This window comes from Salinibacterium sp. PAMC 21357, assembly GCF_000247645.1.
GTDB lineage: Bacteria > Actinomycetota > Actinomycetes > Actinomycetales > Microbacteriaceae > Rhodoglobus.
Genome location: NZ_AHWA01000004.1, coordinates 272,613 through 290,853 on the forward strand (window position 1 = coordinate 272,613; position 18,241 = coordinate 290,853).

General features: G+C 59.7%; 19 protein-coding genes and 1 tRNA gene. 5 read left to right on the plus strand and 15 right to left on the minus strand.

Annotated elements, in window-relative coordinates; translation table 11 throughout:
- Positions 1-15 precede the first annotated feature (15 nt).
- The 3 genes from ON14_RS04575 to ON14_RS04585 are packed head-to-tail and all read right to left on the minus strand — an operon-like array spanning position 16 to position 3,001.
- Positions 16-1,323, minus strand: coding sequence for an LCP family protein (locus ON14_RS04575; RefSeq protein ID WP_010203479.1), 1,308 nt, complete (start codon positions 1,321-1,323; stop codon positions 16-18).
- 47 nt (positions 1,324-1,370) lie between these two features.
- Entirely contained in the window at positions 1,371-1,874 is a 504-nt protein-coding gene (gene purE / locus ON14_RS04580) for a 5-(carboxyamino)imidazole ribonucleotide mutase (RefSeq protein ID WP_010203480.1), read from the minus strand.
- A gap of 8 nt (positions 1,875-1,882) precedes the next feature.
- Complete coding sequence (locus ON14_RS04585; RefSeq protein WP_010203482.1) at positions 1,883-3,001, minus strand: 5-(carboxyamino)imidazole ribonucleotide synthase; 1,119 nt, start codon at positions 2,999-3,001, stop codon at positions 1,883-1,885.
- 102 nt (positions 3,002-3,103) lie between these two features.
- On the opposite strand from ON14_RS04585, the gene ON14_RS04590 reads away from it, so the two are divergent.
- Positions 3,104-3,667 carry a GtrA family protein gene (locus tag ON14_RS04590; RefSeq protein WP_010203484.1) on the plus strand — a complete coding sequence of 188 codons (564 nt, stop codon included), beginning with the start codon at positions 3,104-3,106 and terminating at the stop codon, positions 3,665-3,667.
- On the opposite strand, the gene ON14_RS04595 is transcribed toward ON14_RS04590, so the two are convergent.
- Genes ON14_RS04595 through ON14_RS04605 form a run of 3 tightly spaced genes read right to left on the minus strand, consistent with a single transcriptional unit; the run spans position 3,566 to position 6,243 of the window.
- Positions 3,566-4,867 (minus strand): UDP-glucose dehydrogenase family protein, encoded by a 1,302-nt coding sequence (locus ON14_RS04595; RefSeq protein WP_010203485.1) that lies wholly within the window; start codon positions 4,865-4,867, stop codon positions 3,566-3,568. The genes ON14_RS04590 and ON14_RS04595 overlap by 102 nt on opposite strands.
- 53 nt (positions 4,868-4,920) lie before the next feature.
- On the minus strand, positions 4,921-5,463 hold the full coding sequence (locus ON14_RS04600; RefSeq protein ID WP_010203486.1) for a PH domain-containing protein: 543 nt from the start codon (positions 5,461-5,463) through the stop codon (positions 4,921-4,923).
- Between the two features lie 3 nt (positions 5,464-5,466).
- Positions 5,467-6,243: a biotin--[acetyl-CoA-carboxylase] ligase gene (locus tag ON14_RS04605; protein WP_026037530.1), complete on the minus strand. Its 777-nt coding sequence runs from the start codon at positions 6,241-6,243 to the stop codon at positions 5,467-5,469.
- A gap of 140 nt (positions 6,244-6,383) precedes the next feature.
- On the opposite strand from ON14_RS04605, the gene ON14_RS04610 reads away from it, so the two are divergent.
- Entirely contained in the window at positions 6,384-7,955 is a 1,572-nt protein-coding gene (locus ON14_RS04610) for an acyl-CoA carboxylase subunit beta (protein WP_050992999.1), read from the plus strand.
- Positions 7,952-8,197 carry an acyl-CoA carboxylase subunit epsilon gene (locus tag ON14_RS04615; protein ID WP_010203489.1) on the plus strand — a complete coding sequence of 82 codons (246 nt, stop codon included), beginning with the start codon at positions 7,952-7,954 and terminating at the stop codon, positions 8,195-8,197. Before ON14_RS04610 ends, ON14_RS04615 begins: the two co-directional genes overlap by 4 nt.
- Positions 8,198-8,556: 359 nt before the next feature.
- Here the strand turns inward: ON14_RS04615 and ON14_RS04620 are convergent, their stop codons facing one another.
- The 4 genes from ON14_RS04620 to ON14_RS04635 all read right to left on the minus strand — a co-directional run bounded on the left by ON14_RS04620 (position 8,557) and on the right by ON14_RS04635 (position 12,887).
- On the minus strand, positions 8,557-9,606 hold the full coding sequence (locus tag ON14_RS04620; protein ID WP_010203490.1) for a hypothetical protein: 1,050 nt from the start codon (positions 9,604-9,606) through the stop codon (positions 8,557-8,559).
- Positions 9,603-10,874 (minus strand): sensor histidine kinase, encoded by a 1,272-nt coding sequence (locus ON14_RS04625; RefSeq protein WP_010203491.1) that lies wholly within the window; start codon positions 10,872-10,874, stop codon positions 9,603-9,605. Before ON14_RS04625 ends, ON14_RS04620 begins: the two co-directional genes overlap by 4 nt.
- The gene (locus ON14_RS04630; RefSeq protein ID WP_010203493.1) at positions 10,864-11,574 is read right to left on the minus strand and encodes a response regulator transcription factor; all 711 of its coding nucleotides are present in this window, start codon (positions 11,572-11,574) and stop codon (positions 10,864-10,866) included. Before ON14_RS04630 ends, ON14_RS04625 begins: the two co-directional genes overlap by 11 nt.
- A gap of 80 nt (positions 11,575-11,654) precedes the next feature.
- Entirely contained in the window at positions 11,655-12,887 is a 1,233-nt protein-coding gene (locus ON14_RS04635; RefSeq protein ID WP_010203494.1) for a class I SAM-dependent RNA methyltransferase, read from the minus strand.
- A gap of 20 nt (positions 12,888-12,907) precedes the next feature.
- Between ON14_RS04635 and ON14_RS04640 the strand changes: the two genes are divergently transcribed.
- A complete protein-coding gene (locus ON14_RS04640) occupies positions 12,908-13,552 on the plus strand; it encodes a Maf family protein (RefSeq protein WP_010203496.1) in 645 nt (214 codons plus the stop codon).
- 78 nt (positions 13,553-13,630) lie between these two features.
- Positions 13,631-15,385, plus strand: coding sequence for an acetyl/propionyl/methylcrotonyl-CoA carboxylase subunit alpha (locus ON14_RS04645; protein ID WP_010203498.1), 1,755 nt, complete (start codon positions 13,631-13,633; stop codon positions 15,383-15,385).
- Between the two features lie 75 nt (positions 15,386-15,460).
- On the opposite strand, the gene ON14_RS04650 is transcribed toward ON14_RS04645, so the two are convergent.
- The 5 genes from ON14_RS04650 to galU form a co-directional block, all read right to left on the minus strand.
- A tRNA-Ala gene (locus ON14_RS04650) sits at positions 15,461-15,535 on the minus strand.
- 77 nt (positions 15,536-15,612) lie between these two features.
- Complete coding sequence (locus tag ON14_RS15115) at positions 15,613-15,996, minus strand: hypothetical protein (protein ID WP_050993000.1); 384 nt, start codon at positions 15,994-15,996, stop codon at positions 15,613-15,615.
- Positions 15,996-16,550 (minus strand): hypothetical protein, encoded by a 555-nt coding sequence (locus ON14_RS15120; protein ID WP_050993001.1) that lies wholly within the window; start codon positions 16,548-16,550, stop codon positions 15,996-15,998. Before ON14_RS15120 ends, ON14_RS15115 begins: the two co-directional genes overlap by 1 nt.
- A 110-nt stretch (positions 16,551-16,660) precedes the next feature.
- A complete protein-coding gene (locus ON14_RS04660; RefSeq protein WP_010203499.1) occupies positions 16,661-17,320 on the minus strand; it encodes a GNAT family N-acetyltransferase in 660 nt (219 codons plus the stop codon).
- Positions 17,321-17,323: 3 nt separating this feature from the next.
- Positions 17,324-18,214, minus strand: a complete 891-nt coding sequence (galU, locus tag ON14_RS04665; RefSeq protein WP_026037531.1) for a UTP--glucose-1-phosphate uridylyltransferase GalU — start codon at positions 18,212-18,214, stop codon at positions 17,324-17,326.
- Between the last annotated feature and the right edge of the window lie 27 nt (positions 18,215-18,241).

The window sequence follows — 18,241 nt, forward strand, 5'->3', positions numbered from 1 at the left end:
GAACAGAGCTGCGAGCTATTCGGTTGTGTCGGCGATAACAGTAGGAACAATCGCCGCCGCGACTAGTTGGCGAATGTATTCGAAGTCCGGGGACTCCGGCACAACGTCATTTTCCGGCACTAACTCTAGCGAGCCGATTGGTAACGCTCGAGTCTTCGACGCAAGGTTCACGAAGTACGGCAGACTGCCTTGCGGGATGTCCGTCGTCACGACTTTAGAGCTAGCGGCCGCGATGGCTTGCACCTTGGTGAGAACGTTCGACGGAGTGAACTGTTCGATGACTGCTTGCTGCAGTTGGCGCTGGCGTTCCATTCGGTCATAGTCGGTCGTGGCGTGCCGCGAGCGCGCGTACCAGAGCGCGTGGTACCCGTCCATGACTTGCACACCGGCGGGGATCCATTCGGCCACAATCGTGAATTCGGCATCCGCATGAATAGGGACCGGCTCTGCGACATTGATACTGACTCCCCCGAGGGAATCAATCAAGTCGGAGAATCCTTGCATGTCGATGAGGGCGTAATACTGAATTTGGAGGCCCGTGATCCCTGAAACGGCATCGCGCATCGCCTCGATTCCCGGTGAGCTGCCGTTGGCGGTTGCATCGGGATACAGGTCAGGGGTGTTGAGTTTCACTTCGGTGTAGATCGAATTGAGCAGGCAGACATCGACGTCGCAGCCGCGCGCCCCGTAGCCATCGGGATATTTGTCGGCGAGCGGTGATCCGGCCGCAAACGGGGTGAGTTCCATGTTGCGCGGCAAGCCGATAAGTACTGCTTCACCGGTGTCGGCATCGATGCTGGCAACGCTAATGCTGTCAGGGCGCAGTCCGTCACGATCCACGCCAGCGTCTCCACCAAGCAGCAGGATGTTGTAGCGCCCGTCGATGGGTTCTTTCGTGGGCGCCGCGATGAAAACGTCACTGAGAAAGGAGTTTGCGGTTGTCGCAACGTAGGCGCCGTAACCGGCGGTACCGGCGACAACGACGAGAACGATGGCGCTGAAGGCAGCAACGACTGAACGACCGGCAGGTGTCGCGCGCCCAAGATTAGCGAGTCGCCAGGCGTTGACCGTGAGAATGAGCCACAAGACCGCATAGAAGGCCAGTACTAGTGCGATAGCCCAGAGCCCGATCGTGCTGCTGCCGACAGTGAGCAGGGCAACAGGAGCGGCGAACGCGAGAATAACTGCGATTACGGCGAGTGCCACGAAGAGCAAGCTCGCGACCACCCCGAAACGACCAAGCTTTCGGTTTCCCGCCAGCAGTTGGGCAGAGCCCGGTATGAGCACGTTGAGGCCAAGCAACCACCACGCGCGCCTCGTCATCGTCTCCGGTGACCGATCGGCCGGCTGGCGGAGCGAACTTGCAGCGCTCACAGGCTCGCGTTCAGTGAGGCGTTTTTGTCATCAACGAGCGCTTCGAGTTGCGCGGCATATTCGGCAAGTTTGTGAGTGAGTTCAGCATCGCCAGAGCCCAGAATGCGAGCCGCCAGAATCCCCGCATTGCGGGCCCCACCGATCGAGACGGTTGCCACCGGGATGCCGGCGGGCATTTGCACAATCGACAACAGCGAATCCATACCATCTAGGCGAGAAAGCGGAACAGGAACACCGATAACGGGAAGGGTCGTTACCGACGCCAACATTCCCGGAAGGTGCGCTGCCCCACCCGCACCAGCAATGATGACTCGAATGCCGCGGCCAGCCGCTTCTTTGCCGAACGCGATCATCTTCTCGGCACTGCGGTGCGCCGAAACAACATTTACTTCGTGGGCGATTCCGAAATCCTTGAGGGCAGCGGATGCCTCGACCATGACGTTCCAGTCAGAGTCTGATCCCATTACGACGGCTACTTGCGGTTGAGTCACGGAACCCATGGTAGGTCTCAATCCTTTAAAATGGCTGCTGCGGCACGCGCGCGGTACACGACGTCGTCGAGGTCAGCACCACTCACATTTACGTGACCGACCTTGCGCCCCGGTCGCGGAGCTTTGCCATATTCGTGAAATTTTGCGGTCGGCTGATTGGCCAAGGCGGCGGGGTAACGGTCGGCGATGGAGCCAGACGTTGGTCCTCCGAGGACGTTGATCATGACCGTCCACGGAGAGCGCGCTGCCGTCGCACCGAGGGGCAAATCGAGCACGGCTCGCAAGTGCTGTTCGAATTGACTCGTGATGGCGCCATCCATTGTCCAGTGCCCGCTGTTGTGGGGGCGCATGGCGAGCTCATTGATGAGTAGGCGGCCGTCAGAGGTTTCGAAAAGCTCGACGGCGAGAACGCCGGTCACCCCTAACTCGTCGGCGACTGTGCGCGCGATGGTGGCGGCGGCGTCCGTGAGAGCAGCGGTGAGCGAGGGGGCTGGGGCGATAACTTCGGCGCAGACTCCGTCTTGTTGTATCGACTCGACTAGCGGCCACAGCGCGACTTCGCCACTCGGACTCCGGGCGGCAAGCTGTGCCAGTTCGCGGGTAAACGACACCAGTTCCTCGGCGAGAAGTGGGCCGCCGGCCTCAAACCAGTCGGCGACGTCGCTTGATGCGGAAACGACGCGCACGCCCTTGCCGTCATAGCCGCCGCGGGGAGTCTTGACGATCACCCGGCCACCATTGGCCGCAAGAAAAGTATCGAGTTCGGCGGCGGTCGAGACACTCGCCCACTCAGGAACAGGCAGACCGAGGCGGGTAAGTTCTTGGCGCATCAGAATTTTGTCTTGCGCCACTGCCAAAGGTGCGGGGCCCGGATGCACGGCAACTCCGGCGTCAATGAGTTGAGCTAACACGTTCTGAGGCACATGTTCATGGTCGAAAGTGATCACGTCGACTCCGCGAGCAAACTCGAGAACGACGGCAGCATCCGTATAGTCACCGACCGCGGTTGCGGCCAGTGAGGCAGACATACCTTCAGACTCGGCTAGCACGCGAAGCTCTATACCGAGCTCGATTGCGCGCGGGATCATCATTCTGGCCAGCTGGCCTCCGCCAATTACGCCCACGATCGGTGGCACTAGTGACTCCTGCACTGTCTAAGATGATGCCCAGCTTCGGGCTTAGCTTGGCGGGTTAGACTTCCAACCGCCCTGACCATTCTCGTCTACTGCGGAGATCACATGCGAAAGCTGCTCGGCCAGTTTCTCCGTTTCGGAGTTGTGGGGCTCGGCGGGCTCGTGATCGATGTCACAGTATTCAACCTGTTACGGCTCACAATTCTCTCACCCGACGTGCTCCATGAGGGACCGGTGCTCGCCAAGATCATCTCGACAACTTTGGCTATCGGAGCAAACTGGGTTGGCAATCGACGCTGGACTTTCGCTACAGCGGGGCGCAGAGGTGCAACGCGCGAAGGCCTCGAGTTTGCCCTCGTTAGCGTTGCCGGAATGGGCATCGGTGTGCTGTGTCTCTGGATCTCGCACTACGTTCTCGGCTACACCTCGCTACTGGCCGACAATATTGCCACCAACGTCGTCGGACTCGCGCTTGGTGCGTTCTTTCGCTTTGCGCTCTACCGGTGGTGGGTCTTCAACCCCAGTCGCGGCATGCCCGTCGCTACACCCAGCGCAGCCGAGGTTAGCTTAGGGACGCCCGAGCGCCCGGTACGTCCAGCCGGCCTCACGCCACTGCACCGGGTTCAGGCAGTTTCGACCGTCGAGGATCGCACGCACCGAAACGACTGATTTAAGGACTACCGGGTTGATGTCGCGATACTCGCGCCACTCTGTCAGCACCAGAACAACATCTGCGTCGCGCGCCGCCTCTTCGACTGTCGCGACATAATCAAGTTCTGGGCGCAAGCGACGCGACGTTTCGATCGCCTGCGGATCGGTGGCACGCACGTGCCCGCCCAATTCGGCAAGGCGCGCAGCGACATCGAGAGCGGGGGAATCTCTCACATCGTCAGAATCGGGCTTGAAGGCGAGCCCTAACACCGCAATCTTGGCGCCGGTGATTGTTCCGCCGAGCACTTCGCGACACAGGTCAACCATGCGCTCGCGGCGGCGCAAATTTATGGCATCCACTTCGCCTAAGAAGTTCAGCGCATCTCCGGCGCCAAGTTCTGACGCCCGCGCCATGAATCCACGGATGTCTTTGGGCAGGCAACCGCCGCCAAAGCCGAGGCCAGCATTGAGAAAGCGGCGACCAATCCGTGCGTCGTAGCCGATGGCATCCGCAAGTTGCGTAACGTCTGCCCCTGTGACCTCGGCGACTTCCGCCATCGCGTTGATGAACGAAATTTTGGTGGCAAGAAAAGCGTTGGCCGCAACTTTGACCAATTCTGAGGTCGCGAAGTCGGTGATTACTCGCGGAGTGTCGTGAGCGAGCGCTCGGGCATAGACCTTGTCGAGCATCGCCACTGAATGGTCGTCGCCGGGGCGCACCCCGTAAACGAGGCGGTCAGGACTAATGGTGTCTTTTACGGCGTAGCCTTCGCGCAAAAACTCAGGGTTCCACGCCAGGTGTGCTCCGACGGCTTCGATGCCTTCGGCCAGCCGTTCCGCAGTGCCGACCGGCACGGTCGATTTACCCACTACGACGTCACCGGGCGAAAGATGAGCAACGATGCCCTCGAAGGCCGACTCGACCGCGCGCAGGTCTACCGCGTTCGAATCCTCTTGCTGCGGAGTTCCCACCGCGATGAAGTGCACCGACGCACCCCGCGCGAGGCTCATATCTGTGGTGAACGTCAATGTGCCCGCTGTGAGGGTCTCGCTCAACAACTCGGGCAATCCAGGCTCGTAGAACGGGGCTTGAGCAGACGAGAGTAGGTCAATCTTGGCTTGATCGATATCAATACCGACAACATCATGGCCAAGTTTTGCGAGAGAGGACGCATGAACAGCACCGAGGTAGCCGCATCCGATAACTGAGATCTTCACGTTTCGCACCCTATCTGATCAGAGTTAACAGAAAGTAGCGCGATGGGCCACATCTAGCGAGTGCCCCACACCGTGGTTTCGTCTGAGGCTTGAGATTCATCGCGCTGCCGCCTCATCGAGACGACGTTTTGGTTGTTCTCCATAAGGTCATGCAGCGCTGCTTGAGTGATCGAAACCGACGGGATGTCTCGCAATACGACCGGGTAGTCGTGGCCAGCGTTGATCAGGAGATCACCACTGCCGAACATCCGCTGCACCCAGTTTTGACGCACCGTAACGTCATAGCCGCGACTATGCAGCAACTCTTGCCGCACCCGGACGAAGATGCCGCTGGACAACACCACGCGGCGGGTAGTAATTGTGTAGTTTCGGGCCAGCCAAGCAAAGAAGGGCAAGAACCAGGCAATGACGATGAGCAACAGCCCAGCGGTCAGCAGGGCAAGGTTTTGCCAGTCCTCGGCAAAACTGCCAGAAAAATAGCCGAGCGCGCCGGCCGTCGCGATCAAAACGATGCCGGGAAATATTAATGCGCGCGAGTGGGAGCGAACGCGGGCGACAATCGCCTCGCGTTGAACACTCACAGTCTCATTTGGCATGAGTCATTCATACCGCAGGTGAGTGACGTCGCCAGCCGCGACGTGCTGCAAGCTGCCGTTCGCGTCATCCCTCACCACGAGCTGACCCCGGTCATCGACCGTTTCGGCTGTGCCAAAGATTGTGCCTCCGCCGGGCAGTTCCACCCTGACTCGACGCCCGATTGTTCCGCATTCTGCGCGGACGGCATCCGCGATTCCGCTGCGTGATGCATCGCACGCACCACCCAGATACTGCTCATAGAGGCCAGTAAGCTCGGTGAGATAGCTGCTGAGCGCTAGGTCAACGCCGGGTGTCACCCCCTCGAGCAATAACGATGTCGAGACGGATGTGGGCAACTCATCACTCTTAATTGTGAGGTTTAACCCTGCCCCCACAATCACGCCAGAACCATTCGGCACGAGTTCTGACAAGAGGCCGGCCACTTTCAGCCCCTCGATGTGCACGTCGTTCGGCCACTTGAGGGTGACCTCGCGATCGCTCACCAACCGACGGACGGCGCGGGCCATCGCCAGCCCGCCGATCAACGGCATCCAGGCTAGTGATTCGATTGATGCGTTCGCCGGTGCTAGTAACACCGAGACAGCGAAAGTTCTATCTGGCGGCGCGATCCACTCGCGCCCCAAGCGCCCGCGGCCCGCGGTTTGATTTGTCGTCACTAGGGCAGAGAGGTGTTGCGCTTCGCCGCGTGCCGCCTGTGCCATCAACTCTTGGTTGGTTGAGCCGACCTCGTCGACCTGCGTGAGGCGGGGAAGAATGGCGGTGCTCAATGGGAGGTGCATCGCTTCAGCGTAGAGGCAGCGGAATGTCTCTACGGTTTCCTCAATGAAACCGGTAGGAAACTTGTGGGTTCCGCCAACCACACAAGCGGCGCTCGGGTAGGTAAAGTGACACAGTGACCGAAGACAATACGACTCCAGACATGTTCACGACCGCCGGCCGGATCGCCGATCTCAAGAACCGCTATCACGAAGCCGTGACTGCCAGCGGAGACGCGGCAATCGAAAAGCAGCACGCCAAGGGCAAGATGACCGCCCGCGAGCGCATCGAACAGTTGCTCGATCATGGTTCGTTCGTCGAACTTGATGAGTTCGTTCGCCACCGCACACACGCGTTCGGTATGGAGAAGAAACGCCCTTATGGTGACGCTGTTGTGACCGGTACCGGCACGATTCACGGTCGCCAGGTTGCGGTCTACGCTCAGGACTTCACCATCTTCGGTGGTTCGCTAGGCGAGGTTGCTGGCGAGAAAATCATCAAGATCATGGACCATGCAATGAAGACGGGCGTTCCGATCATCGGAATGTTCGACTCAGGCGGGGCTCGGATCCAGGAGGGCGTCGTTGCTCTCGGCAAGTACGGCGAGATTTTCCGCCGCAACACTCAAGCTTCGGGTGTTATCCCGCAGATCTCCATCATCATGGGCCCGGCCGCCGGTGGCGCCGTGTATTCCCCCGCACTTACCGACTTCATCATCATGGTCGACAAGACCAGCCAAATGTTTGTGACCGGCCCCGACGTTATCAAGACTGTCACCGGTGAAGACGTCGGAATGGAAGAGCTCGGCGGCGCGCTCACCCACAACAAGGTTTCTGGCGTAGCCCACTACCTTGCCAGCGATGAAGCGGATGCCCTCGATTACGCCCGCACCCTCGTCGGCTTCCTGCCAGACAACAACATGTCGGATGCTCCCATCTACGAGAGCGAAGTTGAGTTGGAGATCACGGACGAGGATCGCAAGCTCAACACGATCATCCCTGACAGCCCCAACCAGCCCTATGACGTGAAGACGATCATCGAGCACATTGTCGATAACGGTGACTTCCTCGAGACGCAGCCGCTCTTCGCCCCCAACATCGTGGTCGGTTTCGGCCGCGTTGAGGGCCGCTCGGTGGGGATCGTCGCCAACCAGCCGCAGGCCATGGCCGGCACGCTGAACATCGAGGCCGGCGAGAAGGCTTCACGTTTCGTGCGCTTTTGTGACGCGTTCAGCATCCCGATTTTGACTCTCGTGGATGTCCCGGGTTACCTGCCGGGCACTGACCAGGAATGGACCGGCGTTATCCGTCGTGGCGCCAAGCTGCTTTACGCCTACGCCGAAGCAACCGTGCCTCTCGTTACGGTCATCACGCGTAAGGCGTACGGCGGGGCCTACATCGTCATGGGATCTAAGCAGCTGGGTGCCGACCTCAACTACGCGTGGCCGACGGCTGAGATCGCTGTCATGGGCGGCCAGGGTGCTGTCAATATTTTGTACCGTGGTGAGATCAAAGCCGCGGAGGCCGCTGGTGAGGATGTCGCTGCCGTGCGCACACGTCTAGCCAACGAGTACACCTACAACGTTGCGAGCCCGTTCTTGGCTGCTGAGCGCGGCGAGCTCGACGGAGTCATCGAGCCTGCCGCTACTCGAGTACAGGTAGTGAAAGCACTCCGCTCTCTTCGGACCAAACGTGCGAGCATGCCGCCCAAGAAGCACGGAAACATTCCGCTGTGACCGGCAAGCACGCCCACGAGACGCCCGACGAGCCGGCAGACATCCGCATCGTCTCCCCTAATGTCACGCCAGAAGAGATCGCCGCCGTTACCGCGGTGGTACGAGCGGCGTTGGCGGAATCAGCCGAGCTCGCTGGCCAAGATGAGTCGGCGCCGGTAAGCGCGTGGGCGCGCAGCCAGCGCCCCATTCGCACACCACTGCATCCGGGCCCGGGAGCGTGGAACGCTAGCGCACGGCGCTAAAGTTCTTCATTCCGCCGAAAGAGTGACCTTTTCGAAGTCGTACCCCAATTGCGTCACACGGAATTCGTTGAATTCCCCTGAACGACGGCGAATTTCTCATCGTTTATCGAATATTGTCCCCCGAGAGTCCCCCAAAGAACCGACTTTGCTCTTCACGTTCTTGATGCAGAATATTAAGTGCTAGGTGTCTCTCCATAGGAGTTACACCGCCAAAGGTTGGCCGACTAGGGTAAGCGGGCCAATTCTTTGGGGGCGGGTCAGGACGGTATTCGGGTTATCGTCCTGACCCGGGTTTTAGCAAAGAGCCGGAGAAGTGCTTCTTATAGCCACTCCGGCTCTTTTGCGTTTAAGTTTTAGCGCTAGACGTTCGCGGTATCGACGCGCGGAATCTCCAGCCAAATATCGACGACATCCTCTTCGAGAGAGTCCAAGCCAAGGGCACTCGATTCGCCATCATCAGCGCTGTGGAGCCCGACAACGGTCACCGCGACATCAGAGCCCTCGGGAACCGTGCGGGCAATCACTTTATCGGCGCTGGTGGACTGGATGGCGAGCGCTAGCCGATTAAGCACCCGATCAAGATCCCCATCAGAGAGATCATCAATGCCCCCCTCATCGAGCAGTGTCACGGTTGCGCCGCGACGCCGGGCGATCATCACTTGATCGCGCACAGCATCGTTGAGCAGCTTGCGACCACGGATTTCGTCTCGGATGGCGCCCTCAAGATTGAGACACTCTCGGCGCTCGTCATCGGAGAGATCGCCGTTGGTCTCTTGGATCCGCTGGAGCATTGCCAACGCCATTGTTCCCGTCTGCTCTAAACGGAACTGCCGCTCATGCACGTGAGCGTCTTGGGCTGCTTGCCAGTCGGTGGCCTCTTGTTCTGCAAGAACGAAGCGCTGGGCATCCTTAGAGGCTTTCGCTAGACCACTACTGAGCACGTGAGACACCGCAACCCAGGATGCGCTGCCGACGATTCCAAGGCTGAAGAGCCCGGCAGGGCCGACCGGACCAAGGCTGAAAGTGTGCGCGACGAGAAACCCGATTCCGAGCCAAGCGAACGTGTGCCTCCCTCGGGTAGATGTGATCGTGAGGAGGGTGCCGCTGGCCGCGACGTACCACGTGGCGTACCCAGTGCCGCCTTCACGAGTGAAGTCGAGTTCGTTCGCAACTAGCAGCGTTATTGCTACCACGGTTGCGAAGTTGAACGAGGCCATCCAGATCGGCATCCGAACTGGACCGAATGGCAGAAGGCTGATAATTGTGGCAACGCCGTACAACACCATTGCCACTAAAACGGGCCCTGAATGATTAGGGACATCTAACGTGTAGAGCCCGAGAAGAATGTGGTACGCGGAGAATAGCCCCGCCATGCCCACAATGAGGTAGCGCGGTACACCGATGTTCACAGGAGACCCTCTTCGCTATCAACCATGTTCGCTAGGTCGTCGGCATCATCGATGTATGGCCACTGAATGCACACTTCGGTTCCGGCCCCCGGCACTGAAGCTACTGCCGTGCGACCTCCAGCGTTTGATACGCGTTCGACGATGGAAACCCGCACCCCTAAGCGCTCTTGAGGAACATGATCGAGATCAAAGCCACGACCGCTGTCTGTTACCAGAACTTCGATTCCGTTGCCCTCGAGGCCGCGCACGACGACACTGCGTTTGACGTCTAATCCGCCAGCGTGCTGGAGGCTGTTTACCATTGCCTGCACCGCAGCAGAGTGCACGGCCTCAGCCGCGACCGCGGGAAGCGAACGTGCACCGACGCTCCGAACCGAGCAGGTGAAGTTTGCCGCCAACAGGTCGGCTGATGCAACAACGCGCTGCGCGAGCTCAGTAGCTTGAACCGTGGAGATGTCGTCTGGTGAGGTCGCGGCAGCTTCCGTCAAATGACCGATGGCGTTCCCTGCCATCACCGCAGCAAGCCGTTCCGCTTCGGGGTTGTAAGCACGTGCCGCTGAGATCAGTGTCGTGAGCACACTGTCGTGCACGATCGAATCAACCTGCACACGCTCCACTTCGGTTGCGTGTTGTCGAACAGCGTTGCCATAGCGCAGCAGTGCAGTGGCTTGAGCGTGGTCTACGTTGGTCGCGGCTTGGCGGAGCATGGTCACGATGATCATGATGGCGCTGCCCAAGATAAGGGCGTAGACAGCCTCGAGCAATGCGAGCTGCCAGGGTGCGCTGCCACCGACAGGCAAAGTTCGCACCACGAAATAGACGAACGGCGCCGCAAAAAGGTAGGCGGTTGCGATTACTCTGCTGAAGGCTATCGAAGCCATCGCCGTCGCAACAGTGAGCAGGTAGTTGAGCCAGTGGATTCCGTTGAAGATCTCAACACCTGGAAGCACAGTGAATGGCCAACTCAACAACGCCAGAGCGTAAACAATGGCGAACGTTCCATGGATCACCCGCACCCCACGGTTCGCGAACGACAGAATAACGACAAGAATCAGCATGCCGAAAAGGGCAGGCACAAAAACCCACAGCCACCATGGTTGCGCCTCGTGCATTTGGCTTGTGAGCCATGGCACAGTCTGAGCACCGAAAACTATCCCGCTCACCGCAACCGAGCGCGAAATTACCCGCTCAACCTGTTTACGGCTGATCGGATTGCGCGGCTGCTTTGCCGATGGCGGTTGACGCGATGCGACGAGGCTAGTGGCCATCGCCGCCTTCCGAATCCAGTCCCGGAAGAATTCCGTCTTCAACGGCGCGACGCAAAAGATCAACCTTGGTCGGGGCGGGGCGCCCAACTTCGACATACTTCACGCGGATGCGGTCAAGGTATTCCCGAGCAGTCGAGTAACCAATACCGAGTTGCTGCGCCGCAAGTTTGAGCGGCAAGCCCGAAGCATAGAGGTGAAGAATCTCACGTTCACGACGACCCAGTTGTGCTTTGGAGAAGTCGCGGTCGGCGTCGATCGCGGTAGCCCATTCGAGGTTGTTGAGAACATCGCCGCGCGCAACCGTCGCTGCCGCAGCAAGAACAGTTTTGGTAGCGGAAGACTTGGGGATAACACCAGCGGCGCCGGCGGCGAGGGCTTCACGAACACTCGCGACGCGGTCGGCAATACTGTGAACCAGAACGGCTGATCCTGTAGCTTGAACGTTCTTCACGTTGTCGGTGACCGTCGAGCCGTCGCCGAGCGAAAGGTCAAGAACAACAACATCTACTTCGCGACCATTGAGACCCTCAACGAGCTCTTTGACCGTAGCGGCGGCGAGAACGAAGTCGTAGCCTTCATCGATAAACGCGGCTTTGAGGCCTAATCGAACGGATTCGTGGTCATCGACTACAGCAACGGCGATCCCGCCATTGGCGCTTTCACTGGGCGCTGCTGTCCCGGATGGTTCTGTCTGGGCCATGTGGCGTCCTCCTGAGTTTCTGTCCCCCATCGTAGTGTGATTAAGGCAAAATCACGCTCGAATCAGGCGAACACGCGCGCTTAGTTGCGCGTGAACGTTCCCACTGCCTCTACGTGGTGGGTGTGCGGAAAGAGATCGAAGGCTCGAACCGCGCTCAAGGTGTAGCCCTGCTCGCCAAAGAATGCGACATCCCGAGCGAATGCCACCGGGTCGCACGCCACATAGATCACTTGGGCTGGCTTGGCGACCCCGACCAGTTCGACGACTTCACGTCCCGCACCTGAGCGTGGCGGATCGAGAATGATCGTGGCACGTTCGAGACGGGCGCGCTCGGTGGCGGTCGCATTGGTGACGAGTTGACGTAGCCAGCGGTCGACGCGTCCTGTCTCCGCATGGGCTCCCAACCACTCTGAGAGGTTCTTGGCGGCGTGATCGGTAGCGGAGGACTCGGCTTCAACCGTCGTGATCTTGGTTGCGGCACCGAACTTGTCTCCCACCGCTGCGGCGAAGAGACCGACACCACCGTAGAGATCCAAGTTGGATGCTGCAGGGTCAAACAATTCTGGGTTGATGGCCTCTTGCACGGCCGTCGTCAATACTTGGGCGGCGCCATGATGCACTTGCCAGAACCCGGAGTCGAGCAGCGAAAACTCGCGCTCTCCCACAATTTCGGTGATCACTTGTGGCTTTTGCTTGCCCATGATGAGGCGAACTCCCCCACTGCTGGGGTTGAGAACGTCTACGCGATCGAAGCCGTCAAAGTTTTGACTGAGCGGGGCTCCGGCCGAAAGTTCTGGGGTTGCCAACGGTAGGTCGGCAACGGAGACGACGTGGTGAGAGCGAGCCGCGAATGGGCCAACGTTGCCGTGTTCGTCGACGTGGAGGCTGACGCGGGTGCGCCATCCGAGTCCATTGCGGTCGTCGTCGCCGGGAACGGCTTCTACGAGGGGCGCGAGTGTGAGGCCAGCCATTCGTTCGAGTGATTCACTGAGAATCTGAGCTTTGAGGGCCCGCTGCTGACCGAGTTCGATGTGACCAAATTCGGCACCGCCCGCGCGATTATCGGGATCACGGTCGATGCTCGCCGCTGACCACACGTGGTCTCGGCGGTGCTCACTCGCGGTGATTACTTTCACCGTTTCTGCGCGCCAGAAGGATTTCTTTTTGTCGTCGGTTACACGCGCAAGCACTCGCTCACCGGGGATCGCGTCAGAGACGAAAACGACACGACCATCGTGACGTGCAACACTGACACCCCCGTGCGCAATGTTGGTAACGTCTACTTCGATCATTTTGCCAAGCCATTCACCCATCCCTTGAGCATAGGAGCCTTGTGCGCCTTTATCTTGCGTCCACCTCCCCAGCACGCCTCGCAACGCTTCGTGCTGCCGGTGTTGACCCGATCCTTTTGGCCTCTGGTGTCGACGAAGATGCGGTGGCAGCGGCAGCCCCTGGACCCCTTGATGGCCCCGCCCTTGTTGAGTTGTTAGCGCGAGCGAAGGCGGAAGCGGTGGTTGATTCACCAGTCAACGGGCAGCCCATTGACGGGTTCATCCTGGGGGGAGATTCGGCTTTCGAATTGGATGGCGAATTATTCGGAAAACCTCACGAGCCGGAAATTGCGCGGCAGCGTTGGCACGCGCAACGTGGCCGTACCGGAGTTTTGCACTCGGGGCATTGGCTTATCGATTACCGGGGCGGCGAGCTCCGTGGCGCGACGGGTGCCGTGTCGAGCGCGAGTGTGACGTTCGCCTCCAACATTTCGGATGCCGAAGTTGACGCCTATGTTGCGACGGGTGAGCCATTGAAGGTTGCCGGTTCATTTACCATCGACAGCCTCGGCGCTGCATTCATCGAGCGCATTGACGGAGATCCGCACGCCGTAGTCGGGCTTTCTGTTTCGCTCGTTCGTCAGCTCATGCGCGACTTAGGTGCCGAGTGGACTGATCTCTGGAACATTGATCGCCCCTCTCTGTAGGCATTCACAGTGCTTGGCGCATATTTTTGTGCGCTTCGCCCCAAGGCTTCGGCCCTTATCCCCATAAGCTAGGTCACTATGGCTCGAATTACTAAGGTGCTCATCGCCAACCGCGGTGAGATCGCCGTCCGCGTTATCCGCGCAGCTAAAGACAGTGGCATTGGTTCTGTGGCGGTGTACGCCGATCAGGATCGGGATGCTCGACACGTGAAGCTCGCTGACGAGGCTTATGCCCTCGACGGCTCGACAAGTGCGGAGACTTATCTGGTCATCGACAAAATTTTGTCGATCGCTCGCCGGTCTGGTGCTGACGCAATTCACCCCGGCTATGGCTTCTTGGCAGAGAATGCTGAGTTTGCTCGCGCCGTCATTGACGCTGGCATCATCTGGATTGGCCCTTCGCCTGAAGCCATCGAGAAGTTGGGCGATAAGGTTTCTGCGCGCCACATCGCCGAGAAGGTGGGCGCCCCTCTAGCCCCTGGCACGCTGAACCCTGTCTCGGGCGCCGAGGAAGTGCTCGACTTTGTCGACATCCATGGCCTCCCGGTTGCTATCAAGGCAGCGTTTGGCGGCGGCGGCCGTGGCCTGAAGGTTGCCCGCACTCGCGAAGAGATTCCTGAGCTATTTGATTCCGCAACGCGTGAGGCTGTTGCCGCGTTCGGTCGCGGCGAGTGCTTCGTAGAGAAGTACCTTGACCAGCCCCGTCACGTTGAAACCCAGTGCCTCGCGGATGCCCATGGCAACGTTGTGGTGATTTCGACCCGCGATTGCTCGCTGCAGCGCCGCCACCAGAAGCTCGTCGAAGAGGCGCCAGCGCCGTTCCTGAGCGACGAGCAGAACAAAGCGCTCTACGAGTCGTCGAAGGCGATTCTGCGCGAGGTGGGTTACCTCGGTGCTGGCACGTGCGAGTTCTTGGTTGCCAAAGACGGCACGATTTCGTTCCTCGAAGTAAACACCCGCCTGCAGGTTGAGCACCCCGTGTCTGAAGAAGTCACCGGCATCGACCTCGTTCGCGAGCAATTCCGAATCGCTGAGGGTGGAGTGCTCGATTACGACGACCCCATCCCGCGCGGTCACTCCTTCGAGTTCCGCATCAACGGTGAGGATGCCGGGCTCAACTTCATGCCCTCCCCCGGCCCCGTGCACGTTCTTCGCATGCCAGGCGGCCCCGGCATTCGGGTCGACAGTGGTGTTACCACTGGTGACGAGATCAGCGGTGCCTTCGATTCGCTGCTAGCCAAGCTCATCGTTACCGGCTCGAGCCGCGAGGATGCCCTAGAGCGTTCACGGCGCGCCCTTGACGAGTTCGAGGTTGCTGGACTTCCCACTGTGCTTCCGTTCCACCGCAAGATCGTGCGCGATCCTGCCTTCACGAGCGAACCATTCACGATTTACACTCGCTGGATCGAAACGGACTTCGACAACGACATCGAGCCCTGGACCGGATCGTTGGCGGACGAGACTCCCGCCGTCGCCCGCCACAACGTTGTCGTCGAGGTTGGCGGCAAGCGCGTCGAAGTGAACCTGCCATCGAAGCTCGTACCGAGTACCTCTACCGGCGCAACGTTGTCGGCCGCTCCCAAGCGTCGCGCCGCATCCAGCGTCAACACCATCACCGGTGACTCGGTGAAGGCCCCGATGCAGGCGACGATCGTGAAGGTCGCGGTTGCCGAGGGCGACAAGGTCGTCAAGGGCGACCTCATCCTCGTGCTCGAAGCAATGAAGATGGAGCAGCCACTCGTCGCCCACAAAGACGGAGTAATCGCGACGATGAACGCGAGCGTCGGTCTCACGGTGTCATCGGGGCATTTGCTTCTCAATATCGCCGACTAGGTCGCCTACGCGCATCCTGAGAAGCTCATAAGGCCGCACACCTCGTCGAAACGATGAGCGGTGCGGCCTTTATAGTGGTGGACCCTAGGAGATTTGAACTCCTGACTCCTCGATGCGAACGAGGCGCGCTACCAACTGCGCCAAGGGCCCGTACTGCAGAACCAACAATAACACTCAGTGCGAGCCGCGAAAATCGAATAGCGCGGATTCACTTCTGAGCGCGAGGGCTAGCTGGCGCGTCGACGACGAGCGAGCGCGGCGTTGAGGTCTGGTGCTCGGTCGTCAACGTCGATGATACCCATTCCCGCAAAACGGTTGGGGACGACAGGAGCTGGAGCCTCAACAGGTTTGGCCGGAGCGAGCTTGGCTTCGCGGGCCAGCTCTGCTTCTCGCGTTGCCGAGGCCATCGCCGCGGCGTTAGCGCGCAGCGCCTGCTCGGCGACTTCGGCGGCCTGGCGTAGCTCGGTATCGATTTCGCCCGCGTGACGTGCCGCAGCGAGTGCTGCTGCTGGAGCGTTGCTGCGCGTCAAGTACATAGGTTTGGGAACAGGAACCGGGGTCCAGCTGACCTTAGCGGTGACATTCTCGACGGGAGCGTCCGAGGAGAGCACTATGCGCCGCTGTGGAGCCGCCGTGCGCGTTGCGGGAGCAATATCGTCCCGTCGAGCGCGCGAGCGCTCTGCGAGCCGCGAGAGCATGCGCTTGCGCTGATTCCCGCGATCGTTGCTGTTGTGAGAACTACCCAGGCGCCGGACGCGATGGCGGCACCGGCCGCAACAATTAGTGAGAGCTGAACGCCGACAACGGCGATGCTCGCGACGAGCACCAGCGCCGTGAAAGCGCGGGTGCGGCGAAGGCGGCGAGCCGAGAGTGCAAGCACCTGCTCGCGGGTAGGAGGAACAACCGCGCGACCGACAGCGACGGGGCCTTGCAGCGCTCGCGCCTTCGTGAGCTCGGCGGCACGACGAGCAACAGCTTCGGCGCGCACCTCCTCTGGCAGCTCTGACGTTTGCGCCAGAACACGAATGGTCTGCTGCAATCGAACGGCATTGCGTTCCGTCGCCAAGTATTCGCGGTTCTTAAACCAGTTGGGAACGAGGTATACCAGCCAAAGCCCAGCGGCGAGCGCGATCATCACGCCGCCGCCGATACTGGTGAATTCCATGGCTATACGGTACGAGCATCCGCGCAAGACACGCTGTCGGCACGCGGCAGTGAAATCAAAAGATGCTGAGAATTGCCCGAGCCTATCTCGGCGGCTCGCGAAAGTGAACGCTAACGGCGACGCAGGATCAGCGGATTTGCTGCCCGCGTGCGATCCGCTGTCGGAATATGGGCGTCCTCTTCGGGAACGTCACCCGCGCGCCAGCGACGCAAGACTCCCTGAGGCAACTCTTCTACCGTGAGAGCGAAACAAAAATGGTCGCGCCAATCGCCATCGATGTGGATGAAGCGACGCCTCAGCCCTTCATACCGGAACCCCAGCTTCTCAACGACGCGCAAGCTTGGACCGTTCTCGGGACGGATGCAGATCTCCATGCGGTGCAATCCGAGCTGAAAGAAGCAGAAATCAGTAGCCAGCGCGACAGCGGTCGGCGTAAGTCCTTTGCCAGCGAAACGCTCAGAAACCCAGTAGCCGATCGTGGCGGAGGCAAGCGAGCCATAAGTGATCGATGACACGTTGAGCTGTCCGGCGATCTCACCGGCGTGCTCGATCACGAATGGTAGACCTGCTCCGACCCGAGACTGCTGCAGCAAACCCCGGATGCTCGACTTCACATCAAAAGACGACGGCCCAATCGGGCTCGTGGCCTCCCACTGGCGTAGCCAACCGCGGTTATCGCGAAGTTCGTGCTCTAACGCTCGTGCGTCTCGCACCCGAATGGGGCGAATAGTTGTGTCTCCGTCGCTGAGCGTCGGAATGCCAAACGCCACCCGCTAGTCCAGTTGTGCGCTGAACTGTTTGAGCCACGGGCGCAAGTCTGGGCCCAAATCTTCACGCTCAACCGCGAGCTGCACAATTGCCTTGATGTAGTCGAGGCGGTCACCGGTGTCATAGCGGCGGCCGCGGAACACGACACCATAGACACCGCCAGCAATATCGTTCTCTGCCATCTCTTGCAGTGCATCCGTTAGCTGGATTTCGCCGCCCTTACCAGGATCGGTGCGCTCAAGAATGTCAAAGATCTCGGGACGCAAAACATAGCGACCGATGATGGCCAGATTCGACAGGGCCGTGCCCTGAGCCGGCTTCTCAACTAATCCTGTAATACGCACAACGTCGTCATCGTCGGTGGGTTCGACCGTAGCGATGCCGTACATGTGGCTCAGGGCAGGATCAACCTCCATGAGCGCAATCACTGTGGCATTGCGCCCGGACTGCTCTTCCAACATACGAGAGAGCAATACGTCACGCTCATCGATGAGGTCGTCACCGAGCAGAACGGCGAAAGGCTCTCGCCCGACGTGCATTTTTGCGCGAAGGATAGCGTGACCGAGTCCGCGAGGATCTCCTTGGCGCACGTAGTGCATGTCAGCGAGGTCGTTCGAGAACTCGACTTTGTGCAGGCGATCAGTGTCGCCCTTTCGCTGAAGAGTTGACTCCAATTCGGTCATTCGATCGAAGTGATTCTCGAGAGCGTTCTTATTCCGCCCCGTAATCATCAACACATCAGTGAGGCCAGCGGCAACCGCCTCCTCAACGACATATTGGATCGCCGGTTTATCAACAACCGGCAACATCTCCTTCGGCATAGCTTTCGTTGCCGGAAGAAATCGTGTGCCCAGACCTGCAGCAGGAATAACCGCTTTAGTAATCTTCGTAGCCATGGGTACAGGGTAGTCGGCCAGTCTCGT

Coding starts and splice junctions, on each gene's coding strand:
- ON14_RS04600 (WP_010203486.1), bottom strand. CDS start 5,463: ATGCCAAATGAGACTGTGAGTGTTCAACGCGAGGCGATTGTCGCCCGC.
- ON14_RS04645 (WP_010203498.1), top strand. CDS start 13,631: ATGGCTCGAATTACTAAGGTGCTCATCGCCAACCGCGGTGAGATCGCC.
- ON14_RS04590 (WP_010203484.1), top strand. CDS start 3,104: ATGCGAAAGCTGCTCGGCCAGTTTCTCCGTTTCGGAGTTGTGGGGCTC.
- purE (WP_010203480.1), bottom strand. CDS start 1,874: ATGGGTTCCGTGACTCAACCGCAAGTAGCCGTCGTAATGGGATCAGAC.
- ON14_RS04610 (WP_050992999.1), top strand. CDS start 6,384: ATGTTCACGACCGCCGGCCGGATCGCCGATCTCAAGAACCGCTATCAC.
- ON14_RS04630 (WP_010203493.1), bottom strand. CDS start 11,574: ATGGCCCAGACAGAACCATCCGGGACAGCAGCGCCCAGTGAAAGCGCC.
- ON14_RS04575 (WP_010203479.1), bottom strand. CDS start 1,323: ATGACGAGGCGCGCGTGGTGGTTGCTTGGCCTCAACGTGCTCATACCG.
- galU (WP_026037531.1), bottom strand. CDS start 18,214: ATGGCTACGAAGATTACTAAAGCGGTTATTCCTGCTGCAGGTCTGGGC.
- ON14_RS04605 (WP_026037530.1), bottom strand. CDS start 6,243: ATGCACCTCCCATTGAGCACCGCCATTCTTCCCCGCCTCACGCAGGTC.
- ON14_RS04635 (WP_010203494.1), bottom strand. CDS start 12,887: ATGGGTGAATGGCTTGGCAAAATGATCGAAGTAGACGTTACCAACATT.
- ON14_RS04625 (WP_010203491.1), bottom strand. CDS start 10,874: ATGGCCACTAGCCTCGTCGCATCGCGTCAACCGCCATCGGCAAAGCAG.
- ON14_RS15120 (WP_050993001.1), bottom strand. CDS start 16,550: ATGGAATTCACCAGTATCGGCGGCGGCGTGATGATCGCGCTCGCCGCT.